At 72.7% G+C, this 26,319-nt stretch carries 24 protein-coding genes; 14 read left to right on the top strand and 10 right to left on the bottom strand.

Annotated elements, in window-relative coordinates; all coding sequences use genetic code 11:
- Positions 1-81 precede the first annotated feature (81 nt).
- The 3 genes from IF54_RS0112950 to IF54_RS0112935 all read left to right on the top strand — a co-directional run bounded on the left by IF54_RS0112950 (position 82) and on the right by IF54_RS0112935 (position 3,186).
- Positions 82-1,215, top strand: coding sequence for an acyl-CoA dehydrogenase family protein (locus IF54_RS0112950; RefSeq protein ID WP_030317804.1), 1,134 nt, complete (start codon positions 82-84; stop codon positions 1,213-1,215).
- Positions 1,216-1,337: 122 nt separating this feature from the next.
- Positions 1,338-2,210 (top strand): acyl-CoA dehydrogenase, encoded by an 873-nt coding sequence (locus IF54_RS0112945; RefSeq protein WP_030317802.1) that lies wholly within the window; start codon positions 1,338-1,340, stop codon positions 2,208-2,210.
- Positions 2,211-2,718: 508 nt separating this feature from the next.
- Positions 2,719-3,186 carry an ATP-binding protein gene (locus tag IF54_RS0112935; RefSeq protein ID WP_030317800.1) on the top strand — a complete coding sequence of 156 codons (468 nt, stop codon included), beginning with the start codon at positions 2,719-2,721 and terminating at the stop codon, positions 3,184-3,186.
- Positions 3,187-3,784: 598 nt separating this feature from the next.
- On the opposite strand, the gene IF54_RS0112930 is transcribed toward IF54_RS0112935, so the two are convergent.
- Entirely contained in the window at positions 3,785-4,711 is a 927-nt protein-coding gene (locus IF54_RS0112930) for a cyclase family protein (RefSeq protein ID WP_030317796.1), read from the bottom strand.
- A gap of 85 nt (positions 4,712-4,796) precedes the next feature.
- Here IF54_RS0112930 and IF54_RS0112925 point away from each other — a divergent pair, with 85 nt between their 5' ends.
- The 4 genes from IF54_RS0112925 to IF54_RS0112910 all read left to right on the top strand — a co-directional run bounded on the left by IF54_RS0112925 (position 4,797) and on the right by IF54_RS0112910 (position 9,376).
- The gene (locus IF54_RS0112925; protein ID WP_030317793.1) at positions 4,797-5,663 is read left to right on the top strand and encodes an SDR family oxidoreductase; all 867 of its coding nucleotides are present in this window, start codon (positions 4,797-4,799) and stop codon (positions 5,661-5,663) included.
- A 109-nt stretch (positions 5,664-5,772) separates the two neighbouring features.
- Positions 5,773-6,924 (top strand): acyl-CoA dehydrogenase family protein, encoded by a 1,152-nt coding sequence (locus tag IF54_RS0112920; protein WP_030317791.1) that lies wholly within the window; start codon positions 5,773-5,775, stop codon positions 6,922-6,924.
- On the top strand, positions 6,924-7,973 hold the full coding sequence (locus IF54_RS0112915; protein WP_030317789.1) for a Zn-dependent alcohol dehydrogenase: 1,050 nt from the start codon (positions 6,924-6,926) through the stop codon (positions 7,971-7,973). Before IF54_RS0112920 ends, IF54_RS0112915 begins: the two co-directional genes overlap by 1 nt.
- Positions 7,974-8,050: 77 nt before the next feature.
- Positions 8,051-9,376 (top strand): hypothetical protein, encoded by a 1,326-nt coding sequence (locus IF54_RS0112910; protein WP_030317783.1) that lies wholly within the window; start codon positions 8,051-8,053, stop codon positions 9,374-9,376.
- On the opposite strand, the gene IF54_RS0112905 is transcribed toward IF54_RS0112910, so the two are convergent.
- Entirely contained in the window at positions 9,278-10,339 is a 1,062-nt protein-coding gene (locus tag IF54_RS0112905; RefSeq protein ID WP_051735423.1) for a GlxA family transcriptional regulator, read from the bottom strand. The genes IF54_RS0112910 and IF54_RS0112905 overlap by 99 nt on opposite strands.
- Positions 10,340-10,410: 71 nt before the next feature.
- Between IF54_RS0112905 and IF54_RS0112900 the strand changes: the two genes are divergently transcribed.
- Positions 10,411-11,721, top strand: a complete 1,311-nt coding sequence (locus IF54_RS0112900; RefSeq protein ID WP_030317779.1) for an MFS transporter — start codon at positions 10,411-10,413, stop codon at positions 11,719-11,721.
- Positions 11,722-11,729: 8 nt separating this feature from the next.
- On the opposite strand, the gene IF54_RS0112895 is transcribed toward IF54_RS0112900, so the two are convergent.
- The gene (locus IF54_RS0112895; protein WP_030317777.1) at positions 11,730-13,097 is read right to left on the bottom strand and encodes an SMI1/KNR4 family protein; all 1,368 of its coding nucleotides are present in this window, start codon (positions 13,095-13,097) and stop codon (positions 11,730-11,732) included.
- An 83-nt stretch (positions 13,098-13,180) separates the two neighbouring features.
- Positions 13,181-13,759 carry a flavin reductase family protein gene (locus IF54_RS0112890; protein ID WP_030317775.1) on the bottom strand — a complete coding sequence of 193 codons (579 nt, stop codon included), beginning with the start codon at positions 13,757-13,759 and terminating at the stop codon, positions 13,181-13,183.
- Positions 13,760-13,841: 82 nt separating this feature from the next.
- Here IF54_RS0112890 and IF54_RS0112885 point away from each other — a divergent pair, with 82 nt between their 5' ends.
- A complete protein-coding gene (locus IF54_RS0112885) occupies positions 13,842-14,756 on the top strand; it encodes a hypothetical protein (protein WP_234438971.1) in 915 nt (304 codons plus the stop codon).
- A 17-nt stretch (positions 14,757-14,773) separates the two neighbouring features.
- Here the strand turns inward: IF54_RS0112885 and IF54_RS0112880 are convergent, their stop codons facing one another.
- From IF54_RS0112880 to IF54_RS0112865, 4 genes are all read right to left on the bottom strand, one after another.
- Positions 14,774-15,634, bottom strand: a complete 861-nt coding sequence (locus IF54_RS0112880; protein WP_030317771.1) for an enoyl-CoA hydratase/isomerase family protein — start codon at positions 15,632-15,634, stop codon at positions 14,774-14,776.
- Complete coding sequence (locus IF54_RS0112875) at positions 15,625-17,850, bottom strand: acetate--CoA ligase family protein (RefSeq protein WP_030317768.1); 2,226 nt, start codon at positions 17,848-17,850, stop codon at positions 15,625-15,627. Before IF54_RS0112875 ends, IF54_RS0112880 begins: the two co-directional genes overlap by 10 nt.
- A 105-nt stretch (positions 17,851-17,955) precedes the next feature.
- A complete protein-coding gene (locus IF54_RS0112870) occupies positions 17,956-19,464 on the bottom strand; it encodes a flavin monoamine oxidase family protein (RefSeq protein WP_030317766.1) in 1,509 nt (502 codons plus the stop codon).
- A 148-nt stretch (positions 19,465-19,612) separates the two neighbouring features.
- Positions 19,613-20,821 carry a flavin-containing monooxygenase gene (locus tag IF54_RS0112865; RefSeq protein ID WP_030317764.1) on the bottom strand — a complete coding sequence of 403 codons (1,209 nt, stop codon included), beginning with the start codon at positions 20,819-20,821 and terminating at the stop codon, positions 19,613-19,615.
- Positions 20,822-21,009: 188 nt separating this feature from the next.
- On the opposite strand from IF54_RS0112865, the gene IF54_RS0112860 reads away from it, so the two are divergent.
- The 5 genes from IF54_RS0112860 to IF54_RS0112840 all read left to right on the top strand — a co-directional run bounded on the left by IF54_RS0112860 (position 21,010) and on the right by IF54_RS0112840 (position 24,386).
- A complete protein-coding gene (locus tag IF54_RS0112860; RefSeq protein WP_030317763.1) occupies positions 21,010-21,459 on the top strand; it encodes a DoxX family membrane protein in 450 nt (149 codons plus the stop codon).
- Positions 21,456-21,878, top strand: a complete 423-nt coding sequence (locus IF54_RS0112855; protein ID WP_030317762.1) for a Zn-ribbon domain-containing OB-fold protein — start codon at positions 21,456-21,458, stop codon at positions 21,876-21,878. Before IF54_RS0112860 ends, IF54_RS0112855 begins: the two co-directional genes overlap by 4 nt.
- An 8-nt stretch (positions 21,879-21,886) precedes the next feature.
- Positions 21,887-22,486, top strand: a complete 600-nt coding sequence (locus tag IF54_RS0112850) for a GNAT family N-acetyltransferase (protein ID WP_030317761.1) — start codon at positions 21,887-21,889, stop codon at positions 22,484-22,486.
- A 215-nt stretch (positions 22,487-22,701) separates the two neighbouring features.
- A complete protein-coding gene (locus IF54_RS0112845) occupies positions 22,702-23,433 on the top strand; it encodes a class I SAM-dependent methyltransferase (protein ID WP_030317759.1) in 732 nt (243 codons plus the stop codon).
- Between the two features lie 65 nt (positions 23,434-23,498).
- Positions 23,499-24,386 (top strand): GNAT family N-acetyltransferase, encoded by an 888-nt coding sequence (locus IF54_RS0112840; RefSeq protein ID WP_030317757.1) that lies wholly within the window; start codon positions 23,499-23,501, stop codon positions 24,384-24,386.
- Positions 24,387-24,402: 16 nt separating this feature from the next.
- On the opposite strand, the gene IF54_RS0112835 is transcribed toward IF54_RS0112840, so the two are convergent.
- Positions 24,403-25,068 carry a pyridoxine/pyridoxamine 5'-phosphate oxidase gene (locus IF54_RS0112835; protein WP_030317755.1) on the bottom strand — a complete coding sequence of 222 codons (666 nt, stop codon included), beginning with the start codon at positions 25,066-25,068 and terminating at the stop codon, positions 24,403-24,405.
- A gap of 47 nt (positions 25,069-25,115) precedes the next feature.
- Positions 25,116-26,285 (bottom strand): thiolase C-terminal domain-containing protein, encoded by a 1,170-nt coding sequence (locus IF54_RS0112830; RefSeq protein WP_030317753.1) that lies wholly within the window; start codon positions 26,283-26,285, stop codon positions 25,116-25,118.
- Positions 26,286-26,319: the final 34 nt, after the last annotated feature.

The following is a 26,319-nucleotide window of genomic DNA, read 5'->3' as shown; positions in this document are numbered from 1 at the left end:
AGGGCTCGATGCCTTGTCGGTCCAGGGGTGCGGGACTTAGCCTGCCAGAATCTGACGGTTCATCAGGTAGGGGCGGCTGTCATGGACCTCGCGTACACGCCGGAGGAGGAGGAGTTCCGGGCGCGGCTGCGGGAGTGGCTCGCCAAGGCGCTCCCCACGCTCCCGCCGAAGCCGTCCCCGCAGGACTGGCCCGGGCGCAGGGCCTACGACCTCGGCTGGCAGCGCATGCTCTACGACGCCGGGTACGCGCACGTGCATTGGGACGCCTCGCCGACCACGCGGCTGATCTTCCTGGAGGAGACCGAGACCGCGGGCGCGCCCTATGTGGGCGCCGGGTTCGTCGGACTGCTGCACGCCGGGCCGACCGTCGCCGCCGAAGGCACCGCCGGGCAGCGGGAGCGCTGGCTGCCGCCCATCCTGCGCGGCGAAGAGGTCTGGTGCCAGGGCTTCAGCGAGCCGGACGCCGGCAGCGACCTCGCCTCGCTGCGCACGCGCGCCCGCAGGGACGGCGACGACTACGTGGTGACCGGCTCCAAGATCTGGACCTCGCACGCCGAAGTGGCCGACTGGTGCGAGCTGTTGGTGCGGACCGATCCGGCGGCCCCGAAGCATCGCGGGATCACCTGGCTGGCCATGCCGATGTCCGCGCCCGGGGTCGAGGTACGGCCCCTGCGGACGCTCGCCGGGTCCACCGAGTTCGCCGAGGTCTTCCTCGACGAGGTGCGGGTGCCGGTGACGAACCGGGTGGGCGAGGAGAACGACGGCTGGCGCGTGACCATGGTGACGCTGTCCTTCGAGCGCGGGACGGCGTTCGTGGGGGAGGTGGTCGCCTGCCGACGGGTGCTGCGTTCGGTCGCCGCGGAGGCCCGGGACAACGGGCGCTGGGACGACCCTTCTGTGCGGCGGCGGTTGGGGCGGCTCAACGCGGAGTTCCGGGCGCTGTGGCGGCTCACGCAGTGGAACGTGAGCGAGGCGGAGGCGAGTGGTGGGGTGCCGGGGGTGGGGGGTTCCGTCTTCAAGCTCCGGTATTCGCATGCGCGGCAGGAGTTGTACGACGTGGCGTCGGAGGTGCTGGGGGTGGAGTCGCTGGATCTCGGGCGTGGGTGGGTGAGGGAGCGGTTGTCGTCGTTGTCGTACACGATCGCGGCGGGGACGTCTCAGATTCAGCGGAACATCGTGGCTGAGCGGATTCTTGGCCTGCCGAAGGGGCGGTAGCGGTTGAGTGCCGGGTGCGGGTCGTCTGTGGCTGGTCGCGCCCACGAGGCGGAGCCGCATATCGATGCAGCCCCGCGCCCCTGAGTGGGTCATCGCCGTCGGCGTCGAGAAGGGCCTGTGGGATGCGGTTTCAACTAACCGATGATCAACGTGCGTTGCGTACCGCCCTGCGGGGGTTGCTCTCGCGGCGCTTCGACGGGGAGACGCTGCGGACCTCCGTGGAAGATCCACGTCTGGACCGAGGGCTCTGGCGGGAGCTCGGGGCCGCCGGGTTCTTCTCGCTGCGGGTGCCGGAGGCGGGCGGTGGGGTCGGACTCGGTTTGCCGGAGGCCGTGTTGGCGTTCGAGGAGGCGGGGCGCGTGCTGCTGCCGGGGCCCCTCGTGGCGACCCACCTCGCTGCGGGGGTCGTGGCCGGGGCAGCCGACGGGGAGGTCGTGGTGGCCGGCGTCGATTCCGGCGGGCTCGTGGAGTGGCTGGACGCGGCGGACGTCGTGCGCGGCGACGCCACCGGGGCCGTACCCCTGGAGTCGGTGGATCCGCTCACCCCGCTGCACCGGGTGCCCGGGGCAGGCGCGGTCGCCGTCGATCCGGTCGCCGTGCTGCTCACCGCCGCCGAGCAGCTGGGAACGGCCACGCGCGCGTGCGAGCTGGCCGTCCAACACGCCCGGACACGGGAGCAGTTCGGGCAGCCGATCGGGGCGTTCCAGGCGGTCAAGCATCTGTGCGCGGGGATGCTGGTGCGGGCGGAGACGGCACGGGCCGCGGTGTACGCCGCCGCCGTGACCGCCGACCCGGTGGACATCGCCGCGGCCCGGCTGCTGGCCGACGAGGCGGCCGAACGGGGTGCCCGGGATTGCCTCCAGGTGCACGGCGGGATGGGGTTCACCTGGGAGTGCGAGGTGCAGTTGCTGCTGAAGCGGGCCTGGGTGCGGGCCCGGCGGGGCGGCGGCGGTGCGGAGAGCGAGGAGTCGCTCGCCGTCGATCTGCTGGCCTGAGGCGCCCACGGGCTGCCGGTCTCCGGGGCGCCCGGTGCGGATGTCGCGGATTGTGGCATACCGGAATCACGGAGCGTTGATATCGGGTTGTGTCCTATGTGTGACTCGTCACGTCCTGGAGTCGGCGCCCTGCTCCGGTACCTTGTGTGAGATGCGAGTGGTTCGGAGCCTGAGCCATGCCGGTGTTGCCGATGGGGCCGCGCCGGACCCGGCGGTGCGCGCCGCTGCTCGCAGGGCGGATGGGCCTGGACCTGCTGCCTGTTCGACTCCCCGCCGCGAGCGTCGCACAGTATCCCGCACGGGTACTCCTTCGCGCTGGAATATGCCCGAAGCGCTTGTTGGCGTGACTGTACGTCAACCATGCTGTCTCGTAAGGGACTCACGTTCTGTGACCCCGGCTTTGGCCATCGTTCTGGCCATGAAAAAAATGGCTACGATCGTGGCCCTCGTGAGGCGCGAGGCCATGGGCCCGCCGGTTCGGATGGTGTGAGCGGTGCAGGTGCTTCAAGTGCAGCTGGAGATCCGGCCCGACCCCGCAGAAGTGGGGCGAGCCCGGCGGTGGGCCCGCGCGCGGCTCGTCGGATCCGGGGTGGGGGCCGACGAACCGCTCGCCGAGACCCTGATCCTGCTCGTGTCCGAACTGGTCACCAACGCCGTGGTGCACACCGGTCGGCCTGCCGTGCTGCGGCTGTCCCTGCCGGGCGGGGAGGCGGAGTCGGAGACGGTACCCGTCCGCCTGGAGGTGGCCGACCGCAGCGGTCTGGCCCCGGTGCCGCGGTGGGTGGACGGCGACGCGACCGGCGGCCGTGGCCTCGCCCTGGTCGACGGCCTCGCCGACCGCTGGGGCTGGAGCCGGGAGGGTGCCGGCAAGAGCATCTGGTGCGAACTCGACCGCAGCGAGCGGCCGCGGCAGGACACGAAGGTCTACGACATCGAGGCCGCGGCCTATGAGGGGCTGGCGTTCGAGGCGGTGTGACCGGCGGTGGTCCGTCCCCGGGCCTCCTCGTCGCGGGCTCTCAGGGCCTGCCCGTCATGGTGTCTCTGGGCCTGTCCGCCGTGGTGTCCCCGGGCCTGCCCGGCCGGTGGTGGCGGACGTGTCCGGCCGGTGGCCGCCAGCCCGCCCGGCCCTTGGTCGCGGACCCGGCCTGTCCCTGGTCGCCCATTCGACCTGTCCATGGTCGACAACTCGCCCAACCCGGGGCCCGGAACCCGTCCGGCGCACGGAGCGCGGCGCTCGCCCCCCCGCCCGGGAAATCGCCCGGCGCATGGTTGCAGAAACCGGGCCCGTCCCTCCTTGCGGTGTGCCGGTGCGCCGGGGGGTGCATCGGTGCGCGGCGGTGCGAAACCGGACGTAAGTCACTATTCGGCTGGGCGGTGTTGACGCAATGTGTTCGATTGATCACGCTGGTGTCAGCGATTCGCCGCGAGGGGACGCCGAGGGCCTCGGTGACGGAGGTCCTCGACGAGAGTGGATCGTGAGGCGGTGTCGACTCCCCCAGGGCGCAGGGGAGTCGATGACGGCGGCGCGCGATGTCGAGCTCGGGGCGGGCCTGCGCGCGCCGCCGACCGACCCCTCAGAGGATCGCCACCGGGGCCACCGGCGTTCCGGTGCCGCCGACGAACGGCTCGGGCATCGCCGACAGTAGGAACGTGTAGCGCCCCTCTTCTCCACAGGCTGTGGACAATTCCTCCAGGTTCCAGTTCTGGCCCTGGAGCATCCCCATCTCCACCAGGTCCAGCGCGTGTACCGGCAGCCACAGGTCCTCGATCTCCGGCGGGAAGACCTCGAAGGTCAGGGTGTCATTGGCGACCGCCGCCACGTCGCGCGCGTGGAACCACTCCGGAGTGCGGACCGACAGGCCGGGCGAGGGGTAGGCGTACGCCTCCCGGTCCGCCGCCAGGTACGCCTGGATCTGCCCGGTCCGTACGAGCACGACGTCCCCGGCACGCACGCGCGTGCCCGCGAGCTCCTCGGCCGCCTCCAGGTCCTCCGGCGTCACCGCGTGCCCCCCGTCGAGCCGCGCCACGCCCCGCGCGCGGGCCACATCGAGGAGCACCCCGCGCGAGACGACGTGCCGCGCCTTGTCGATGCCGCTGAACTCGGCGCCGCCGTGCGGGGTGATGGTGCCGGCCGGACGGCCGTTGTAGAGCATCCCCGAGTGCGAGGCGTGGGTGAGCGCGTCCCAGTGGGTGGCCGCCTGGAGGCCCATGGTCACGACGTCGTCGCTGCACGCGACCGTCCCCGGGCCGAAGAGCTCCTGGTTGATCTGCACCATCGAGTGGAGGGGGTTGACCCGGCCCGGCATCATCCCGGTCTGCACGCCGTCCTGCTTCAGGGGGAGCGCCAGAGGGACCCGGTGCCCGGTGCGGACCGTCGCCACGGCCTCGCGGACGACCTCGTCGGTGATCAGGTTCAGGGTGCCGATCTCGTCGTCGGCGCCCCAACGCCCCCAGTTGTTGACGCGCTTGGCGATGTCGTGGAACGCGGCCGGAAGTGACATCGGGCCCTCCCCGGGGCTTGTGTCCGCACATCTGACGGGTCATAAAATCTAACGGTCCGTCAGAAACCGCGGGAAGGGGCCGGGCGTGGGGAACTTCTTGGCAGGCAAGGTGGTCGCCGTGACCGGTGCGGGGCGGGGGATCGGACGTGCGGTGGCTCTGGCCGCCGCGGCCGAGGGGGCGAAGGTCGTCGTCAACGACTACGGCGTCGCCGTGGACGGGGCGTCGCCCACGAGCGAGGTCGCCTCCGGAGTCGTCAAGGAGATCGAGGCGGCCGGCGGCGAGGCCGTCGCCGTGGCCGACGACATCTCGACCATGGCGGGCGGACAGCGGGTCGTCGACACCGCGCTGGCCTCCTACGGGCGGCTCGACGGGGTGGTGTGCGTCGCCGGGATCCTGCGCGAGCGGATGCTGTTCAACATGTCCGAGGAGGAGTGGGATCCGGTCGTCGCGACCCACCTGAAGGGGACGTTCACCGTCTTCCGGGCGGCCTCCGCGGTGATGCGGCAGCAGCGGGCCGGGACGCTGATCGGGTTCACCAGCGGGAACCACCAGGGGTCCTTCTCGCAGGCCAACTACAGCGCCGCGAAAGGCGGGATCATCTCGCTCGTGCGCAGCGCGGCCCTCGCGATGCACAAGTACGGGGTGACCGCGAACGCGGTGGCGCCGGTGGCTCGTACGCGGATGTCGGCGAACGTCCCCTTCGACCTGGCGGAGATCGGGGAACCGGAGGACGTGGCCGCGATGGTGGTCTATCTGCTGTCCTCGCGGGCTCGGGAGATCACCGGGCAGGTGTACACGGTGGCGGGGTCGAAGATCGCCGTGTGGGCGCAGCCGCGGGAGGTGCGTGCCGCGTATGCCTCCGGCGGGTGGACGCCCGAGTCGATCGCGGAGTTCCTGCCGGGGTCGGTGGGAGTCGATCCGATGCCGTTGCTTTCGGGGCCGGGCGCCTAGTCGTCGAGGGGTGCGCGTCGGTGGGCGGCTGCGGGCGCGTTGTGGCTGGGCGCGCAGTTCCCCGCGCCCCTGGGCGGGGCTCCGGGGCCGGAGCGGAGAGGAGACCTTCGTGGAGTTCGGGTTCACCGAGGAGGACGAGGCGTTCCGGAGTGAGGTGCGGGACTGGCTCGACGGGCACGTAGATGGTGCTCAGGACCGCCGTGGTTGGGAGCGCACGCTCGGCAAGTCCGGGTGGATCGGGCTCGGTTGGAGTGAGTCCGGGTACGGCAACCGGACCGCCACCCTCACCCAGCAGGTCGTCTGGGCCGAGGAGTACGCGCGGTCCGGGGCGCCGGCGCGGTCCGGGCACATCGGGGAGAAGTTGCTGGCGCCCACTCTTCTCGCGCACGGCAGTGATGAGCAGAAGGCCCGGTTTCTGCCTCCCGTCGCCGCCGGGGACGAGCTGTGGTGTCAGGGGTACAGCGAGCCCGGTGCCGGGTCCGATCTCGCCGGGGTGCGGACCAGGGCCGTGCGGGACGGAGACGGGACGTACCGGATCAGTGGGCAGAAGATCTGGACCTCGCTGGCGCACGAGGCGGACTGGTGCTTTGTGCTGGCCCGCACCGATCCCGGGTCGAGCCGGCACCGCGGGCTGTCCTTCCTCCTCGTCCCCATGGATCAGCCGGGGCGCATCGAGGTGCGGCCCATCCGGCAGATGACCGGCACCAGCGAGTTCAACGAGGTCTTCTTCGACGGGGCGCACGCGCGCGTGGAGCATGTCGTCGGGGGCGAGGGGAACGGCTGGCGGGTGGCCATGAGCCTGCTGGGCTTCGAGCGTGGGGTGTCCACATTGGCCCAACAGATCGGGTTCGCGCAGGAGTTGACCCGGGTCGTGCGGGCCGCCGTACGCAGTGACGCGGTCGCCGATCCGGTCGTACGGGCGCTGCTCGTGCGGCAGTGGGCCGAGCTGCGGGTCATGCGGTGGAACGCGCTGCGGACACTGGGCGGTTCGGGGGACACCGGGGCGCCCAATGTGGCCAAGCTCCTGTGGGCGGGGTGGCATCAGCGGCTCGGGGAGCTGGCGCTGCTCGTGCGCGGGGCGGAGGCCGCGGTCGGGCCCCGGGAATGGTCCCCCGAATCACCGTACGAACTCGACCAGTTGCAGTACCTGTCCCTGTTCTCGCGGGCCGACACCGTCTACGGCGGCTCGGACCAGGTCCAGCGCACCATCATCGCCGAGCGGGTGCTCGGTCTGCCCAGGGAACCCAAGGGGGTCGTCTGATGCGCGGCGTGCTGTTCGACGGGAGGCAGATCCAGGTCGTCGACGATCTGGAGGTGCGCGAACCGGGGGCCGGGGAGGTGCTGGTCTCGATCTCGGCGGCCGGGCTGTGTCACAGCGATCTGTCGGTGGTGGACGGGACCATCCCGTTCCCGGTGCCGGTGGTGCTGGGGCACGAGGGCGCCGGGGTCGTGGAGGCCGTGGGGGAGGGGGTCACGCATGTCGGACCCGGGGACCACGTGGCCCTGTCCACGCTGGCCAACTGCGGCGCCTGCGCCGACTGCGACCGGGGGCGGCCGACCATGTGCCGCAAGGCCATCGGGCGGCCCCAAAGGCCCTTCTCGCGGGGCGGGGAGCGGGTGTTCCAGTTCGCGAGCAACTCCGCCTTCGCGGAACGGACGGTGGTGAAGGCCGTCCAGGCGGTCAGGATCCCGAAGGACATCCCGCTGACCTCCGCCGCGCTCATCGGGTGCGGGGTGCTGACCGGGGTGGGAGCCGTGCTCAACCGGGCCCGGGTGGACCTCGGGGACAGCGTCCTGGTGATCGGGACCGGCGGGATCGGACTCAACGTCATCCAGGGCGCGCGGATCGCCGGGGCCTCTCGGATCGTGGCCGTGGACGCCAACCCGGCCAAGGAGGCGGTGGCCCGGCAGTTCGGGGCGAGTGACTTCCTGACGTCGGTGGAGGGGGTGCGGGAGCTGCTGCCGTACGGCGTGGACCACGCCTTCGAGTGCGTGGGGCGGGTCGAGCTCGTGCGCGCTGCCATCGACCTGCTGGACCGGCACGGACAGGCGGTGCTGCTGGGGACGCCGGCGGCGGGGGCGGAGGCGTCCTTCGTCGTCTCGTCGATGTTCCTCGACAAGTCCGTCCTCGGCTGCCGCTACGGGTCGTCGCGCCCGCAGCGGGACATTCCGAGGTACGCCGAGCTCTACCGCCGGGGACGACTGCTCCTCGACGAACTCGTCACGGAGACCTATCCGATCGAGGACTTCGAGAAGGCGGTCGGGGACGCGGAGGCGGGGCGGGTGGCGCGGGGGGTGCTGACCTTCTGACTTGCCGGCCCCGGAGTTGTCCACAGGGCTCGGAAAACCCTTGGGGTGATGTCGGTGCCGGGCCCTAGCTTCGACGCATGACTTACCGCGACGTCGCCTCCCCACAGGTGCTGGTCTGGGCCTGCACGTCCGTCGGCGCCCGGATGCCGGTGGCGATGGCCCCGCTGGCCCTCGTGTTCCTGGTGCGAGAGAGACCGGGAGGGTATGCGCTGGGGGCGGTGCTCGCGGCGGTGTACGTGATCGGGGAGATCGTCGGCGCCCCGGTGCTCGGGATGCGACTGCGCCCCGAGCGACCCAGGCCCCACCTCGCGGCCGGGCTGGCGGCGGGCGCGGCCGGGTTCGCGGGGCTCGGACTGCTTCCCGATGTCGGCTCCCTGATTCTGGGCGGGTGCGCGGTCCTGGCCGGGAGCGCCCCGGCCGCGGTGACCGGCGGGCTGCGCGCGCTGCTCACCGAGCTCGTGCCGGAACGGGCCGTGCCGCAGGCCTTGTCCACGGAGTCGATGCTGAACTCCGTCATCTGGGCCGTCTCCCCGGCCGCCGTCACCGGCCTGGCCCTCGGCGTCGCACCCCGCGTACCGCTGCTGCTCGCCGCCGTGCTGATGGGGGCGTCGCTGGCGGGGCTGTGGCTGCTTCCGTCGGGGTGGAAGACGGGCTCCGAGGGCGGCACGAGGACCGGGCAGCCGTCGACGTCCCGGCTGCTGCTCGGTGCCTGGCCGGTGTACGTCACGGGCGCGGCCAGCCTCAGTCTGCTGGGGCTCGCCGAACTCGCGCTGCCCGCGCTGCTCGAACAGCGCGGCATCCGCGTCGGCTGGTCCGGCCCGATGCTGGCCGGGCTGGCCGTGGGCGGCGGGCTCGGGGCGTTCCTCTACGGCCTGCGCACCTGGCCCGGACTTCTGCGCACCCGCAGCGTGGTGCTGATGTGCGGCACATCGGTCTGCGTGACCCTCCTCGCGCTGACACCGGACGCCGCGGGGATCGCGGCCGCGCTCGCCGTGGGCGGCCTGCTCCAGTCGGGCGCTCTGGTCACTCGCAACCTGGCCCTGCGCGAGGTGCTTCCGCCGACCGTCCTGGCCGCCGGGTACTCCGTGATGTACGCGGCGGCGGGTGCAGGCTACGCGGCCACGGGGTCGCTCGCCGGCGCCCTGCTCACGGTCACGGTGCCGTCCCGGGCGGTCCTGGCCGGTGTGGTGCTCACGCTCGTACTGACAGGTGTGGGGTGGTGGGGAGAGGCGCGTCGGACGCGGGGTTCGGGAGGGTGTGCCGGGGGCGTCGTGGCGGCGGACCCGCCAGCCCCGGCTGCCGGCTCATCTCCCGCCGGCCACCCGGTCTTCGGTCGCGAACCCGGTCCCGGCCCGGAAGGTGCGGCGGTACGCGGTCGGGGTGACGCCGAGGGCCGCCTGTAGGTGCTGGCGCATCGACTGGGCCGTGCCGAAGCCCGCGTCGTGGGCCACCTGGTCGACGGAGAGGCCGGTGGACTCCAGGAGGTGCCGGGCGCGCTCCACCCGCTGCTGGGTGAGCCACTGGCCGGGGCTGACGCCGACCTCCTCGCGGAAGCGGCGCGTGAAGGTGCGGACCGACATGGCCTCCTGCGCGGCCATGTCCCGCAACTGGATCGGCTCGTGGAGGCGGCCCAGCGCCCAGGCGCGGGCCGAGGTGGTGGTCGAGGACTGGGGGTCGGGCACCGGGCGGTGGATGTACTGCGCCTGACCGCCGTCCCGGTGCGGCGGCACGACGGTGCGGCGGGCCACGTCGTTGGCGACCGCCGTGCCGTGGTCGCGGCGGACCATGTGCAGGCACAGGTCGACGCCGGCCGCCACGCCCGCGGACGTCAGGACGTCGCCGTCGTCGATGAACAGGACCTCCGGGTCGACCCTGATCTGGGGGAAGAGCTCCTGGAGCCGGTCGGAGTCGGCCCAGTGCGTGGTCGCGGGGCGGCCGTCGAGGAAGCCGGCGGCGGCCAGGACGTAGACGCCGGTGCAGATGGAGGCGAGCCGGGTGCCGGGGCGGATGTGGGCGAGGGCGGCGGCCAGTTCGTCGGTCAGGACGCCCCGCTCGAAGACCGGGCCCAGTTCGTAGGAGGCCGGGACGATCACGGTGTCGGCGGTGGCCAGGATCTCCGGGCCGTGCTCGACCTGGATGGCGAAGTCGGCGTCGGTCTGCACCGGGCCCGGCGGGCGGATCGAGCAGGTGACGACGTCGTACAGCAGCCGCCCCTGGGCGTCCCTGGGGCGGCCGAAGATCCGGTGGGGGATGCCCAGCTCGAAGGGCAGGACCCCGTCCATGGCGAGGACGACGACGCGGTGCGGGCGGAACCCCGGTGCGGGGCGGTCGGCGCGGTCCACACGGTCGACAGGGTCTCGGCTCATGGCCCGATCCTAACGAATGCTGTCCTTCGGGCCAATGGAGCGGAGGCGGCGCAGGCCGGAAGCTTGATGTCGTGACCGAGACAACCGCAGCCGCTGTACAGGCGCCCAGGACCCAGAAGCAGCCCCCGCGGATCCACCGCGCCTGGTTCGTCGCCGCCGTCACCTTCGTGACGATCATCGGCGCCGCCGCCTTCCGTTCCCTGCCCGGCCTCCTCATCGATCCCCTGCACCAGGACTTCGGCTGGTCGCGCGGCACCATCGGCGCGGCCGTCTCCGTCAACCTCGCGCTGTACGGCCTGACCGCGCCCTTTGCCGCGGCCCTGATGGACCGTTTCGGCATCCGGCGGGTGGTCGCGGTCGCGCTGACCGTGATCGCCGTCGGGTCCGGACTCACCGTGTGGATGACGGCCGCCTGGCAGCTGATGCTCTACTGGGGCCTGCTCGTGGGCCTCGGCAGCGGTTCGATGGCGCTGGCGTTCGCCGCGACGGTCACCAACCGCTGGTTCACCGAGCGGCGCGGCCTGGTCACCGGCATCCTGACCGCCGCCTCCGCCTCCGGCCAGCTGATCTTCCTGCCGCTGCTGTCCTGGATGGTGGAGAAGCACGACTGGCGCCCGGCGGCGATCACGGTCGCGCTCGCCGCCCTCGCGGTCGTTCCCTTCGTCTGGCTGCTGCTGCGCGACCACCCGGCCGACGTGGGCCTGAAGCCGTACGGGGCGCAGGAGTTCGTGCCGAAGCCTGCGCCGGTCCAGGGTGCCGCGCGCAGGGCGGTCACGGTCCTGTTCAAGGCCGCCCGCACCGGCCCCTTCTGGCTGCTCGCCGGTACCTTCGCGATCTGCGGGGCCTCCACCAACGGCCTGGTCCAGACCCACTTCGTGCCCGCCGCCCACGACCACGGCATGCCGGTCACGGCCGCCGCCTCGCTGCTCGCGGTCATCGGTGTCTTCGACGTGGTCGGCACCATCGCCTCCGGCTGGTTCACCGACCGCTTCGAACCCCGCCGTCTGCTCGCGGTGTACTACGCCCTGCGCGGTATCTCGCTGCTGTTCCTGCCGATGCTGCTGGCGCCGAGCGTCCACCCGCCGATGCTCTTCTTCATCGTCTTCTACGGCCTCGACTGGGTCGCCACCGTCCCGCCCACCGTCGCCCTGTGCCGCGAGCAGTACGGCGAGGACAGCGCGATCGTCTTCGGCTGGGTCCTCGCCTCCCACCAGGTCGGCGCCGCCCTGATCGCCTTCCTCGGCGGGGTGGCCCGGGACGTGTTCGGCACCTACGACATGGTCTGGTACGCCTCGGGGGCGCTGTGCGCGGCGGCGGCGCTGATGGCACTGGTGATCCGGCGCCGGCCTGCCGTCCCCGCCCCCGGGCTCGCGACCGCCTGAAGCCGGGGCTAGAGGTCGCCCTCCAGGACCGTCCGGGTCATCGGCGGACGGTCCCACAGGGCGAGGAGTTCGTTCGCGAGGTCGACGACCGGGAGCGGGTGGTGTTCACCGAGGACCTCGATGCCCGCGGCTAGCAGGCTCCTGGGGACCGCCCCCGCGTCCAGGAGCGTGCGCCACTGCTCCGGGGCGAGCTCCAGATACTCCAGGCCGGTCAGCCGGCCGATCTCCAGCGGGTCGGCGAGGGTGCCGGGATAGGCGCTCAGGGTGCGCAGCCGGGGGAGCCCGACCACGGGGGCCAGGCTGACGGCGGTGCCCTCCGGCAGCACGCCGACGGACAGGACCTCTAGGGCCGGGTGGGCGGCCTCCTCGATGCTGCCGATACTCGCGACATTGACGTACGCCACCTCCGGGGCCTCCCGGCGGCGGGCGCGTTCCTCGTGCTCCCCGTTGTGCACCAGGTCGGTGAGGGAGGCGGCGAGCAGGTCGGCGCCGATGTTGTCCTCGTGGCCGATCAGGACGATCTGGCCCCGGTGTCCGCGCGGACCAGGGGTGAGGTCCACCGCGAGCCGGTCGCCGCCGCCGTTGTCGCCGAAGACGATCCAGCCGGGGGAGCCGACGACCCCCTGCACCTTGGCGTCGGGCGGGGTGACGACCGCCTCCATCGCCGCGAACTGCCAGGAGCAGCGGCGGGTGGAGGCCTCGGCGACGTACAGGTGGTCCAGCGGGAGCAGTTCGCAGCCGACCGCGTCGTAGACCTGCTCCGCCCGGTCGTAGTCGCCGTCCCAGTCCTCCCAGCGCGCCCGCGTGACCCGGTAGAGGGCCTTCAGCTCCTCGGGCAGGGCGAGTCCGAGGCGCTTCTCCGCGGCCGTGATCTCCTCCTCGGTGGCGCCGATCGCGTCGGGGAGCCGTTCGCGCAGCGTGCGCTCCAGAGCGGCGGGGTCGGCCGCGGGGTCGGGGGAGACCGAGTCGGCCGGGTCGGGCAGGCGGCGCCACGGTTCCGGTACGGCGCCCTCGACCAGCAGGATCGGCCCCGGGTGCGGTCCGCCGATCCCGGGCTCCACGGCGGGACCGGTCTCGATGAGATGCAGCACGGCCCGGCCGGCCGGCGAGATCTCCGCCACGAACGCGACCCCGTCGACACCGGACTCGGCGAGCGCCGTGTGCACCCGCCCCACCGCGTCGTACTCCTCCTGCATGTCCTCGATCTGCGAGGCCTGCCCGGGAGGGGGCGACCGGCGCCGCACCGGCACGCTCCACCCGCCCTGGCTGATGTGCCCGGCCACATGGCCGCCCGGCGCGGCGAGGCGCTCGGCGTTGTCGTGGTGCAGGAGCCGCAACAGCGGTTCCCAGGTGGCGAAGTCATGGATCGGGGACAAGGCGGGCTCTCCGTCGCTCCGGCGGTCGTGGCGGAGCGATTATCACGGAGGCCACTGACATCCGGCTCCGCGGACCGGGTCCCTCAGATGAACCGTCCCTGGTGGAACAGCAGAGGCCGCTCGCCCTCCCCGGTGCCCAGCGCCTCCACCCGTCCCACCACGATGAGATGGTCCCCGCCGGTGTGCACCGCGTGGATGGTGCAGTCGATCCACGCGAGGGTGTCCGCGAGGCGCGGGGAGCCGGAGACCGGGGCCGGTTCGTGCCGCACCCCCGCGAACTTGTCGGCGCCGCTGACCGCGAACGCCCGGCACAGCTCGCCCTGTTCGGCGCTCAGGACGTTCACGCAGAAGACGCCCGCCCGGGCGATCCGGGGCCAGGTCCCCGACCCGCGGCCCACCATGAACGCGACGAGCGGCGGATCGAGGGAGAGCGAGGAGAAGGACTGGCAGGCGAAGCCCGCGGGCGGTGTGCCGGGCGCCGTGATCACGGTGACCCCGGTCGCGAAGTTCCCCAGCACCCGCCGGAACTCGGTCGGATCGAGCGGCGCACGCTCGTCCTCACGCACACACCGCAGCTCGGGCCGGGGCAGCGCCTCCACCGGCCGCGCCCCGGTCGACCTCAGGTACCGGACGGCCGCTTCCGCCGTCCCCGCTTGTCCCATCACGTCCCCCATTGAAGCTGACGGTGCGTCAGATGGGAAGGGCCGGGGAGGGGGCACGAAACACCGCACGTACGCTGCGTCCATGGGGTGGGGGAACAAGCGGCTCAACGAGGCCGCGGCGGTGTGTGCGGCGCAGTTTCCGGCGATCGGGCTGGGCTGGTGGATCAGGGGTCAGCTGGGTGACGACTACGCGTACGCGGGCGCCTACGGGGTCTTCGCCGTGTTCGCCCTGGCGTGCCTCCTGGTAGTGGCCCCGCTGATCCTGCCAGTCCTCGGTCTCGCGCATGCCCTCCTCCAGGTGCTCCCGGCGGAGGCACTCGCACACCGGGTCGCCGGGCGCCTGCGGGCACCGGTGTGGGCCTGGCACCTGCTTCTCGCATCGCTGTTCGGCGTGATCTGGGCGGGTGTCGCCCTGCTGCTGTGGGACTGGCCGTTCACCACCACGGCCCCGCTCTTCGCCGTCCTCGGCGTCTTCCCGGTGCTCGGCCTCGGGTGGCTGCGCAGACGGACGCGCGGCTTCTGGGGCATCTGGCTGCCCGCGCTGTTCGCCTCCGTCGGACTGTTCCTCCTGGTGTTCGTCGGCGGGGTGCTGGCCACGGTCACGGGAATCCTCGAGGAGTACGAACCACCGAAGCTCTCCGCCGCGCAGCTCGCCGGCGAATGGCACGGGAGCGACGGCGCGGTGCTGCGCCTGCGTCCGGGCGGCGAGGCCGAACTCACCGCCCTGCCCGCCGAGACGGCGCCGGCCGACCCGTCGGAAGACCCGGCCTTCGTGGTGTGCGACGGCACCGGCACCTGGCAGCGGGACGCCAAGGGCGGCTACGACCCCTACGCCGACGGCCCCGAGGGGCGCCCCGGTGTCGTCGTACGGCCCACCGGTGGCTGTGGGCGTCAGACGTACTGGAGGATCGGCGGGACGGAGGCCGCGCCCGAGCTGTTCGTGCCGTTCGGGGACCCGGACGCGCCGGACGTGCGGATCCTCAAGCGGGTCCCCTGAGCCTCACCACCTGAGCGTCACCGTCCCCGGTACTCGGGGCTTCTGCGCTCCACGAAGCTCGCCACGCCCTCCTGCGCGTCGGCCGTCGTCATGTTGATCTCCTGTGCGGCGGCCTCGGCGGCGAAGGCGGTGCCGCGGTCGCTGTCCAGGGAGGCGTTGACGAGCTGTTTCGTCAGCGCGAGGGCGCGGGTGGGGCCGCCGGCGAGCCGGGCCGCCCACTCGCGGGCCGTCTTGTCCAACTCCCCGTCCGGGACGACCCGGTTGACCAGGCCGAGCCGTTCGGCGTCGGTGGCGGAGAGCGCGTCGCCGAAGAACATCAGCTCCTTGGCCCGCCGGGGGCCGACGAGACGCGGCAGCAGGTAGGCGCCGCCGCCGTCGGGGACCAGGCCCCGGCGCACGAACACCTCGATGAACCGGGCCGATTCGGCGGCCAGCACGAGATCGCAGGCCAGGGCGAGGTGGGCGCCCAGCCCGGCCGCCGTGCCGTTGACCGCCGCGATCACCGGTTTCTCGCAGTCCAGGACGGCGGCGACGAGCCGCTGGGCACCCTCGCGGATCATCCGGGCCACATCACCGGCCGCCCGCTCGCCCGACCTGTCACCGGGGACCCGCTCACCGGCCACCCGCTCGCCCGACCCGTCACCGGCGCCCCGCTCACCTGCCTCCGCCCCGCTCCGCAGGTCCGCCCCCGCGCAGAAGCCCCGGCCGGTGCCGGTGAGGACCACGGCCCGGACGTCAGGGTTCGCGGACGCCTCGCCGAACAGCTGGATGAGACGGTCCCGTTGGGCGGGCGTCAGCGCGTTGAGCGCCTCGGGGCGGTTGAGGGTGAGGTACGCGACCTGGCCGTCGACGACGTGCAGCACCTCGCTCACCGGCACACCACCAGCGCGTCCAGCGCCACCGCGCCCTGCCCCCTGGGCAGCACCATCAGCGGGTTGACGTCGAGTTCCGCCAGCTCGTCCCCGAGCTCCACCACCATCCGCTGCACCCGCAGCACCACCTCCACGAGCGCGTCCAGGTCGGCCGGCGGCCGTCCCCTGACCCCGTCCAGGAGGGCCCGCCCGCGCAGCTCCGCCAGCATGTCCCGGGCCTGCTCCTCCCCGAAGGGCGGCACCCGTACGGCGGTGTCGCGCAGCACCTCGACCAGCACTCCGCCGAGCCCGACCGTCACCGTCGGCCCGAACAGCTCGTCGTGCACGGCCCCGACGACCATCTCGACGCCCCGCTCGACCATCTGGCAGACCAGGACACCGTCCAGGGTCACGTCCTCGTAGCGGGCGATGTCCGTCAACTCGCGGTAGGCGTCCCGCACTTGGCTGGCTGAGGTCAGGCCGATCTTCACCAGCCCCAGTTCCGTCTTGTGGGCGATCCGTGCGCCGGACGCCTTCATCACGACCGGGTAGCCGACCAGGCCCGCCGCCCGTACGGCCGCCGCCGCGCTGGTCACCAGCTGCTCGCGCGGCACCCGGATCCCGTACGCCCGCAGCAGCTGTTTCGCCGCGTGCTCGCTGAGCTGCTGGCCCGGGCGCATCAGCGCCTGTGCCTTGCGGAAGGAGGGTGAGGGGTGGCGCGGGGCCTCGTCGAAGGGGGAGCGGTAGCCGCTGACGAAGCGGTGGTGGTCGAGGTAGGCGCGGACGGCGGTGATGCAGTTGCCGACCGTGCGGAAGGTGGCCACCCGGGAGGAGCCGAGCAGGACCTCGCGGTAGGCCGGTTCGGTGCCGACGGGCGAGCCCCACACCACGCAGACCAGCTTGTCGGTCTGCTCGGCGGCGTCCACCAGGTCCTGGACCAGCCGGTCGCTCAGCGGCGGGAACGGTCCGGTCACCGGGCAGATCAGCACCCCCACGGACGGGTCGGCGAGGATCGCGTCGATGATCTTCCGGCCGCGCCAGTCGCCGACCGGGTGGCCGCCGTTGTCCACCGGGTTGGCGACGCTCAGGAACTCCGGTATCCACTGGTGCAGTTCGGCCTGCTTGGCCTCGGAGAGGGCGGGCAGGTGCAGGCCCGCCTCGGTCGCCAGGTCGGCGAAGTGGGCGCCGGTGCCGCCCGAGATCGAGTACACCACGACCCCCTCGGCGCGTGGCGGCCTCGCGCGGGCCAACAGGGCGGCGGTGTCCTGGAGTTCGTCGAGGCCGTCGACGCGGATCACGCCGTACTGCCGCATCGCCGCGTCCACCACCGCGTCGGCGCCGGTGAGCTTGCCGGTGTGGGAGGCGGCCGTGCGGGCGCCGGTCTCGGTGCGGCCGACCTTGACCGCGACCACCGGGACCTTGCGGCGGGCGGCCCGGTCGGCGGCGAGCAGGAAGGAACGGCCGTCCTTGAGGCCCTCGACGTAACAGGCGATGGCGCCGACCTCGGGCCGTTCGGCGAACCAGGAGAGGAAGTCGGCGGTCTCCAGGTCGGCCTCGTTGCCGGTGGGCGCCCAGTGGGTGAGGCGGATGCCGAGTTCCTGGAGGGCGTAGACCGGGCGGCCCTGGTGGCCGGACTGAGTGATCAGGGCGATGCCGGGTCCTTCGAGGTCCTCGCGGAAGGAGGAGAAGGCGTTCAGGTTGGTGTTGGGGCCAAGCAGCCGTATCCCGGACTCGGCCACGGCGGCCGCGAGCCGTTCCTGCGCCGCCGCCCCCTCCTCGCCGGTCTCGGCGAAGCCGGAGGCGAAGACCACGGCGAACTTCACTTTGGCCTCGGCCAGTTGCTCGATCACCGGCAGCGGGTCCGCGACCAGCAGGACGGCCAGGTCGACCTGCTCGGGCAGGTCGGCCACGGAGGTCACGCAGGGGATGCCGAAGACAGCCTGGCGGGTCGGGTGCACCGGGTGCAGCCGGGCCCCGACCCGTCCGGCCCAGTCGATCAACTGCCGGGTGACCCCGGTGTTCGGGCGGCCCTCGGCGTCCGAGGCGCCGATCACGGCGACCGACTCCGGCCGGAAGAAACGGTCCAGATCGGGGACGTCCGTATACAGCGGCCGGCCGCCGACGTCGAGGTCGTCGACGTCGGCGGGCCTGCCGTGGACGGCGGGGCCGGGTTGCTCGCCGCACGCGATGACCCGGGCCCGGCGGGAGTCGGTGGTGAGGGTGCCGTGGGTTGATCCAAGCATCGGTCCGCCCGCTCCTGTGTGACAGCGTGAATAACTGACGCTCTGTCAGATTACAGAACTGACGCTGCGTCAGGAACGGGCGTGCACGCAAAGTTGACGAGCGGACTACAGGACCGCGAGGACCTCCTTGGCCACCCGCTCACCGGAGCGGACGGCTCCGTCCATGAAGCCGTTCCAGTGCAGGGAGGTCTCCGTGCCCGCCCAGTGGATGCCGCCCACCGGAGTGCGCAGGGCGGCGCCGTACTGGGTCAGGACACCGGGCGCGGCGATGGAGACCGGGCCGCCGCGGGTGTAGGCCTCGTTGTTCCAGCGTTGCAGGACGAAGGAGGTGGGGGAGGCCGCTTTCGAGCCGAAGTAGGTCACGTAGTCCTTGAGGACGGCCGCCTTGACCTCGGCCTCGCTCGCCGCGTCGAACTTGCGGGCCTCGTCGGCCTCGATGAAGCCCATCAGGGCGCCGTAGGAGGCGTCCGGCGGGGAGTTGTCGAAGGTCGAGCTGATCACGCCGGAGTCGCTGACGACCTGGCCGTTGAGGCCGTCGGCCCGCCAGAACGGGGTGTCGTAGATCGCGATCGCCTTGCCGACCGAGGCCATCGGCAGCCGCTGGGTGAGCTGGTCGCGGGCGGCCGGCAGCAGCGGGTCGTAGGTGATGCGGGCCGCGAGCGGCGGCGGTACGGCGACCACGACCCGCTTGGCGGTGACGGTGACCCCGTCGGCCGTGACGACGTACTTCGCGCCGGACTTGGCGATCGTGCGCACCGGGGCGTTCAGGACCACCCGGTCGCCGAGGGTGGCGGCGAGCTTGATCGGCACCTGCTGGGAGCCGCCGACGAAGCGCAGCTCCTGGGCGCCGCCCGCGGTCTCGGTGAGGCGCTCCAGAGTGCCGGGGGTGGTCTCGTTGCCGGCCGCGGCTATGTAGAACAGCACGAACAGCAGGGAGAGTTCGCGGGGTTCTGCGGAGAAGATCGAGGTGCAGGCCACGTCCAGGAGGAACTTGGCCGACGGGATCACGGCGTTGACGCGCAGCCAGGTCTCGAAGGTCTGCCGGTCCCACTCGTCGGCCTTGGGGGCGGTCCAGGGCGCGTCGAGGGGGATCGTCTTGGCCATGTCGTCGAGGGAGGCCTGGACGATCGCCGCGTTGGCGAGGCCTGCCGCGTCGATCGGCGGGACCGAGCCGAGGAGGCCGTCGGTGGCGTACGGCGTCCTCTTGCCGTCCTTGTAGAGCAGGTTGTTGCCGGTGTTGTAGGTGGCGAAGGTCCCCACCCCCAACGAGTCGGCGAGCGCCTTGATGCGGTCCTGGGTGGGGCCGATGAACTCGCCGCCGCCCTCGGTGACCCCGCCGTTGGCCAGCTTCAGGTTCAGGACCCGGCCGCCGACGCGGTCCCGGGCCTCCAGGACGGCGACCGTCTTCCCGCCCGCGACCAGGTCACGGGCGGCGGTGAGCCCGGCGAGGCCGCCGCCGACGATCGCGACGTCCACGTCACGGGTCGTCGCGGCGGAGGCGGGAGCGGCGGCGGTGCCGGTGAGCGCGACGGCACCGGCCGCGGCGGCGGCACCGCCGAGCAGGGAGCGCCGGGAGAGGGGGGAGAGCGGGGAGAGCTGTCTTTCGCGTGCCACGTGCGTCCTCCGTGGTGGAGAGAGTGTGGAGCTAGAACATGAGAGTTGTTCACATTCTGGCCCCGCGCGACGGCACACGACAACGCTCCTGTCACATCTCTCGCAGATGTAACAGGAGCGCCGGTAAAGCGAGTTGGGGTCCCGCGCGTCAGACGGGCAGCCGCGAGAGGCGGCCCCCGCCGCCCTTCTCCGCGGCCTTCGCCGCCTTCTCGACGGCCTTCGCGATCCTCTCGGCGTCCAGGGCGACTTCCCGGAACGTGCCGCTGATGGGCGTGACGAACCCGGAGAAGTAGAGGCCGGGGGCGTTCTTCGGGACGCGGGCCCCGTTGACCACCGGACCCCCGCGCCCGTCGAGGACGTCCAGGTGGCCGACCAGACCGTCCAGTGAACGGGCGTACCCCGTGGCCGCGATCACCGCGTCCGGGGTGATCCGGGTGCCGTCGGCGAGGAGGACCTCGTCGCCCTCGAAGCCCTCGACGGCGGCCACCACCTCGATGCGGCCCTTGCGGATCGCGTCGATGAGGCCGACGTCCTGGACCGGGATGGCGCCCTCCTTGGCCCGGCTGTAGAGGCCGGTGTCGGGGCGGGGCAGGCCGTGGGCGGAGAGGTCAGGCACGCTGAGCTTCGCCAGAGGGCGGGCCAGCCGGTCGACGAGGCCGACCGGCAGCCGTCGTACGAGAACCCCCGTGTACTGGGCCGCCCAGCCGGCCGTGGAACGGCGGACGATGTGCGGGGCGGTGCGCACCGACAGCCGGACCCGCGCGGCGCCGCCCTCGACCAGGTCCACGGCGATCTCGGCACCGGTGTTGCCGACGCCGACGACCAGGACGTCACGGCCCGCGTAGGGCCCGGGGTTGCGGTACTCGCCCGCGTGCCGCAGCTCGCCCTTGAACTCCTCGCGGCCCGGCCATTCCGGCAGCAGCGGGGTGTGGTTCCAGCCGGTGGCCACGACCACGGCGGCGCCGGTCAGTTCGCGGCCGCCGGTGGCGTGCAGCAGCCAGCCGGTGCCGTCGGGGGTGCGCTCGATGCGGGAGACCTCGACTCCGGTGACCGTCTCCAGCTCGTGGTGCTCCGCGTACTTCTCCAGGTAGCGCACCACGTCGTCGCGCGAGACCCAGCGGCCGAAGCGGCGGGGCATCGGCAGGCCGGGCAGCGCCGACAGGCGTCGGGTGGTGTGCAGGTGGAGGCGGTCGTAGTGGCGTCGCCAGGATGCGCCGACGTGCTCGGACTTCTCCAGGACGACCGCGCGGATCCCCCGGGTGCGCAGCGCGTACGCGACGGAGAGTCCGGCCGGGCCGCCGCCGACCACGTACACGGGGTGGTCGGCGGTGCTGGTGGAGAGAGAGGAGTCGCCCATGAGCGCGAGCGTAATCAGACGGCTCGTTGATAGGTCTCGGTCAAGACGGGAATTGGTTGCGGATCGATCACGCCTGTAGGAGAAGTGCGTGGGTCGCGTGACGTATCCCACACGGAAAACCCCAGAGTGCCGGACCGGCCGACCGGTGGGGTTCCCGGAACCCCTGATCTGACGTACCGTCAGATTTCATGGACACGATCTGGCTCACCGGGGCCGAGTGGCTCGCCGTCCTGCGTGTAGGTCTCGGCCTGTGGTGGCTGGAGAGCTGGCGGCACAAGGACAAGAAGACGTGGTTCAAGGGCGGCGGCATCACCTGGGCCGCCGACATCGCCGCCAAGCACCGCTGGACCCCGGTCCGCAGCGGCTTCGACGTGATCGTGGCACCCCGGCCCAGGACCATGGCCTATGTCGTCGCGTACGCCGAACTCGCCCTCGGTCTCGGCCTGATCCTCGGCCTGCTGACGCCGGTCGCCCTGGTCGGCGGGCTGCTCCTGAACGTCCTCTACTTCACCCTGATGATCCACGACTGGGCCGAGCAGGGGCAGAACTCGATGATGGCCCTCATCTCGCTCGTGGCCCTGTTCGGGATGTCCTGGCAGACGTGGTCGCTCGACGCCGCGCTGGGCTGGTTCCGGTGACCGGGGCGCCGGTGACCCCGAGGTTCGACCTGCCGGAGGCGGACGCCTTCACACGGACCTATTGGGACGCGGCGCGGCAGGGGGTCCTGCTGCTCAGGCGCTGCGGGGCGTGCGAGCGGGTCCACCACTACCCGCGCGAGTTCTGCCCGCGGTGCTGGAGCGAGGACGTCTCCTGGTTCGCGGCGAGCGGCCGGGCCACCCTGCACACCTGGTCGGTCGTCCACCGCAACGACCTGCCGCCGTTCAAGGACCGCACCCCGTACGCCGCCGCCGTCGTGGACCTCGCCGAGGGCCCGCGGATGATGACGGAGATCGTGGACTGTGCCCACGAGGACCTGCGGCCGGGGCTGGAACTGGAGGCGGTCTTCCCGGAGGGCGTCCCGAAATTCAGGCCGCTGGGAGAGCCGGCAGGGTCTTGAATGGCCCGGTGTCCCCTCTCGACGATCAGCATCCCATCAGCAGCCCCTTCCCCGATCTGCACGGTCACGGCCTGTGGCTGCGGCCGTGGGACCCGGACAGCGACACCGACGCCGAGAGCTGGCTACGGGGTGTCACCGACCCGGAGTTCGCCCTCTGGAACACCCCGCTCACCCTGATCGACGACCTGGCCGGCGCCCGCGAGGTGCTGCGACGGAAGGCCGGCATGGCGGCGGACGGCACCAGCGCGTCGTACCGGATCACCGACGAGTCGAGCGGTACGACACTGGGCCACGTCGGGGTCAACGACATCAACCACGTCTTCAGCTCTGCACGCGTCGGCTACTGGGTCCTCCCCGAGACCCGCGGCCGGGGCGTCGCCACCCGGGCCCTCCGCCTGGCCTCCCACTGGGCGCACACCGAACTGGGCCTCCACCGGGTCGATTTGGTCCACGGAGTCGGTCACGACGCCTCCTGCCGCGTCGCCGAACGCTGCGGCTTCCGCTACGAGGGCACGCTACGGGGATCGATGTTCGAGGCGGGCCGCCACGACGCCTTCCGCGACGCCCACCTGCACGCCCGACTGGCGACGGATCCGGAGCGGGGGTGAGGGACGGGCGGCGAACCCGGGGCGACAGCGGCCCTGGACGCCGCCCTCACCCATCCCGTGGACGCCGCCCTCATCCATCCCCCGGCGGGCGGCCCAAGCCCAGGCCATCCCGGGCGCGACGGGCGGGCGGGCCGAGACGTCGCGGCCGCCAACTCTTAACTCGCCCTTTGCCGCCGCCCGTTGTGCCGCCGGACGGCCCTTGCCAGCATGCCGGGATGCGTATCTCCACCGCCTACGAGGGCGCCCTCGCCGACTACTTCGCCGGCAACGCGACCGACGGCCCCTACAACGCCCACACCGATCGCCCCGCCATGCTCGAACTGGCCGGGGGCCTCAGCGGTCTGCGGGTTCTGGACGTCGGCTGCGGGGCCGGGCACTACATCACGGAACTGCGGGCGCGCGGCGCGGCCGAGGTGGTCGGGGTCGAGGGCAGCGCGAGACTGCTGGACCACGCCCGGGACCGCGTCGGTGACGACCCCGCCGTCACGCTGCGCCACCACGACCTGGAGGAACCCCTGGCCTTCCTGCCGGACGGCTCCTTCGACCTCGGCGTAGTGGCCCTGGTCCATCATCACCTGGAAGCCCGGCGGGAGTTGCTGGCGGAACTGCACCGTGTGCTGCGCGCCGGCGGAACGCTGCTGCTCTCCACCGTCCACCCGACCGCCGACTGGCTCTGGCACGGCGGCTCCTACTTCGACGAGGACCGTGTGGAGACTCGCTTCGGGGAGAGCGGAGCCACCAACTCCTACCGCCGTATGACGATGCAGACCTTCCTCGGAGAACTCCTGGACACCGGATTCGTCCTGGAGCGGCTCGTGGAGCCCCGCGCCACTGAGGCGGCCCGCCGGGTCGACGAGGCCCGCTACCTGAAAACCCACCGGACACCGTTCTTCGTGGCGGTGCGCATGCGCAAGGACGAGGTGTCCCGCCGTGAACCGGCCCGCTGAGCGGCCCCGCTGCGCCCGGGCGAAATTCAGGGGCGCGCTCCGCCCCCCTCGGAGGACGATGAGGCATGCGCCCCGAGACCCCGCCGCCACCCCCGACTGCCGACTCCTGGCACGTCACCGAGGACCTGGACGCCTTCCTCTCCCAGGCCGACACCTTCCTCCGCTCCCGCCCCGACCTGCACACCGTCGTGCTCACCGTGGTCGAGACGCTCCGCAACGGTGGGGCGCGGACGTACGGCGACCAGGCACCCTGGTTCGGGGTGCTGGAGGAGGCCGGGCAGGTGCGGGCGGCCTGCTTCCGGACGCCGCCGCACCGGCTGGTGACCACCCCGCTCACCACCGCACAGGCCGACGCGCTCGCCGCCCGCCTGCTCGCACTCGGACGCCCGGTCTCCGGCGTCAACGCGGTCCGCGACACCGCAGACGCGTTCGCCGCGTCCTGGTCCCGCCGTACGGGCGCCACGACCGGCCCCCGCCCGCACGGCACCCGCCTCCACCGGCTCGCCGCACTGATCCCACCCGACCCGGCACCGCAGGGGCGGGCCCGGATCGCGGGGCAGGCGGACCGGGAGCTGCTCGCCCTCTGGTTCGACGAGTTCCAGGAGGCCATCGGGGAGCCCGGCCGACAGGATGCCGCCGCCTGGACCGACGCCCGGCTCGCCTACGGCGGCCTCACCCTCTGGGAGACCCCCGAGGGCACCCCCGTCGCCATGGCCGGGATCAGCCCCCTGCTGGCCGGCATGATCCGCGTCGCACCCGTCTACACCCCGGCCCCCCTCCGCCGCCGCGGCTACGCCGCCGCCGTCACCACCGCGGTCACCCGCACGGCCCTCGACCGCGGCGCCGACCAGCTCCTCCTCTTCACCGACCTGGCCAACCAGACCAGCAACGCCCTCTACCGCCGCCTCGGTTACGTCCCGGTGGCGGACTTCACGGCCTACGACTTCTCGTAGACCGGAGGCACCCGGGTCACGGCCACAGCAGGTCCCGCTCCCACCCCCCGTCGGTGCGCCGGTAGGCGAGCCGTACATGCCGCCTGCGCTCGTCGCCCTGGAAGAACTCCACCTCCTCGGGGGCGAGTCGGTACAGCGTCCATGACGGGACGGGGGCCGCGGGTTCCCGTCGGGCTCGTTCCCAGGACTGCTCGGAGGCTCGGGCCAACTCGTCCAGGGAGTCGAGTACTTCGCTCTGCCGACCGGTGAGAGCTGCCGCCAGCGCCCCGGTCGAGCGGGCGTGCAGGTCGGCCTGGCCCTCTCCGGAGGGGGCCGCGGTCACCGGGCCCCGTACCCGCACCTGCCGGCCCAGCACCGGCCAGTAGAAGCCGAGCGCGGCGTAGGGCCGGGCCGCCAGGTGGCCGCCCTTGCGGCTGTGGGCGTGGCTCGCGAAGGCGAAGCCGGCCGCGTCGGCGCCGTGCAGCATCACCGTGCGCACGTCCGGCCGACCCTCCGGGTCCGCCGTGGCCAGGGACATGGTGTGCGGCTCGGTCTGCCCGGCCGCCACCGCCTGGGCGAACCAGGTGGTGAACAGCTCCAGCGGGGTCGCGGGCGCGTCGGCCGGGTCGAAGGCGGGCAGCGTGGTGACCTCCGGGTCCCACACCCGCAACGACCTGAGCAGCTCGTGAAGATCGGTTGCCATGCCCCGACGGTACCGAGGCCGGAGCCCCCGCAGCCCGCCCTGGAGGCCTAGCGCCCCAGCACCACCGTCCCGGACGAGCAGAACCACCCGCCCGTCCCCGACGCCACCGCCAGCCCCGGCGCGGACCCGTCCCGGCGTCTGACCTGCCGGGCGCCCGCCTCTCCGCGCAGCTGCCGTACCGCCTCCACCAGCAGGAACAGTCCGCGCATGCCGGGATGCTGGGCGGAGAGGCCGCCGCCGTCGGTGTTCACCGGCAGGTCGCCGCCCTCGACCAGCAGCCGCCCCTTCTCCACGAAGGAGCCGCCCTCGCCCTTCGCGCAGAAGCCGAGGTCCTCCAGGGTCACCAGCGTCATGTAGGTGAACGCGTCGTAGATCTCGGCGAGTTCGACCTCCTCCGGCCGCACCCCGGCCCGTTCGAAGGCCAGCCGTCCGCTCACCGCGGCCGGGGACACCGTGAAGTCGGGCCACTCGGACATGCTGACGTGCGAGACGTACTCCCCGGTGCCGAGCACCCAGACGGGGGCCGTACGGCAGTCCCGTACGTACTCCTCGGCCACCAGCAGCACCGCCGCGCCGCCGTCGGAGCGGATGCAGCAGTGCAGCTTGGTGAAGGGGTCCGCGATCATCGGGCCCGCCAGGACGTCGTCCACGGTGATCGGGTCGCGGAACATCGCCTCCGGGTTCAGCGCCGCGTTGGCCCGAGCCTGTACCGCGACGGACGCCAACTGCTCGATCGTCGTGCCGTGTTCGATCATGTGACGGCGGGCCGCCATCGCGTACTTGGCGATCAGGGTGTGGCCGTACGGCACCTCGAACTGGAGCGGGCCGCGGGCGCCGAAGGAGAGCGTGCCGGTGCGGCGGCCCGCCTTGATGTCGGCGCGGGCCGTGGAGCCGTAGACGAGGAGCACCGCGTTCGCGTGTCCGGCGGCGATCGCGTCGGCCGCGTGCGCCGCCATGACCTCCCAGGTGGAACCGCCGACGGAGGTCGAGTCGACCCAGGTCGGGCGCAGGCCCAGGTACTCGGCGATCTCGGCGGGAGCGAGGGTGCCGGTGCCGGCGGAGGCCAGGCCGTCGACGAGGGACCGGTCCAGGCCCGCGTCGGCCAGTGCGCGGCGGGCGGCCTGGGCGTGCAGCGTGTAGGGGGTCGTGCCGTCCACGCGGCCGCAGTCCGCGAGGGCCACGCCGGTGATCGCGACTTTCCGGCTCCCGGGGGGCATGAGGGGCCTCCTGCCTCTGGGCAACTGGTGCGGG

This window comes from Streptomyces sp. NRRL B-3229, from assembly GCF_000719505.1.
Taxonomy (GTDB): Bacteria; Actinomycetota; Actinomycetes; order Streptomycetales; family Streptomycetaceae; genus Streptomyces; species Streptomyces griseorubiginosus.
Note: the sequence above shows the minus strand (reverse complement) of the source record. Positions and strands in the feature narration are given on the sequence as shown.

Coding starts and splice junctions, on each gene's coding strand:
- IF54_RS0112930 (WP_030317796.1), bottom strand. CDS start 4,711: ATGTCACTTCCGGCCGCGTTCCACGACATCGCCAAGCGCGTCAACAAC.
- IF54_RS0112885 (WP_234438971.1), top strand. CDS start 13,842: ATGGGGTGGGGGAACAAGCGGCTCAACGAGGCCGCGGCGGTGTGTGCG.
- IF54_RS0112915 (WP_030317789.1), top strand. CDS start 6,924: ATGCGCGGCGTGCTGTTCGACGGGAGGCAGATCCAGGTCGTCGACGAT.
- IF54_RS0112840 (WP_030317757.1), top strand. CDS start 23,499: ATGCGCCCCGAGACCCCGCCGCCACCCCCGACTGCCGACTCCTGGCAC.
- IF54_RS0112865 (WP_030317764.1), bottom strand. CDS start 20,821: ATGGGCGACTCCTCTCTCTCCACCAGCACCGCCGACCACCCCGTGTAC.
- IF54_RS0112845 (WP_030317759.1), top strand. CDS start 22,702: ATGCGTATCTCCACCGCCTACGAGGGCGCCCTCGCCGACTACTTCGCC.
- IF54_RS0112910 (WP_030317783.1), top strand. CDS start 8,051: ATGACTTACCGCGACGTCGCCTCCCCACAGGTGCTGGTCTGGGCCTGC.
- IF54_RS0112950 (WP_030317804.1), top strand. CDS start 82: ATGGACCTCGCGTACACGCCGGAGGAGGAGGAGTTCCGGGCGCGGCTG.
- IF54_RS0112835 (WP_030317755.1), bottom strand. CDS start 25,068: ATGGCAACCGATCTTCACGAGCTGCTCAGGTCGTTGCGGGTGTGGGAC.
- IF54_RS0112830 (WP_030317753.1), bottom strand. CDS start 26,285: ATGCCCCCCGGGAGCCGGAAAGTCGCGATCACCGGCGTGGCCCTCGCG.
- IF54_RS0112905 (WP_051735423.1), bottom strand. CDS start 10,339: ATGAGCCGAGACCCTGTCGACCGTGTGGACCGCGCCGACCGCCCCGCA.
- IF54_RS0112945 (WP_030317802.1), top strand. CDS start 1,338: ATGCGGTTTCAACTAACCGATGATCAACGTGCGTTGCGTACCGCCCTG.
- IF54_RS0112860 (WP_030317763.1), top strand. CDS start 21,010: ATGGACACGATCTGGCTCACCGGGGCCGAGTGGCTCGCCGTCCTGCGT.
- IF54_RS0112875 (WP_030317768.1), bottom strand. CDS start 17,850: ATGCTTGGATCAACCCACGGCACCCTCACCACCGACTCCCGCCGGGCC.
- IF54_RS0112890 (WP_030317775.1), bottom strand. CDS start 13,759: ATGGGACAAGCGGGGACGGCGGAAGCGGCCGTCCGGTACCTGAGGTCG.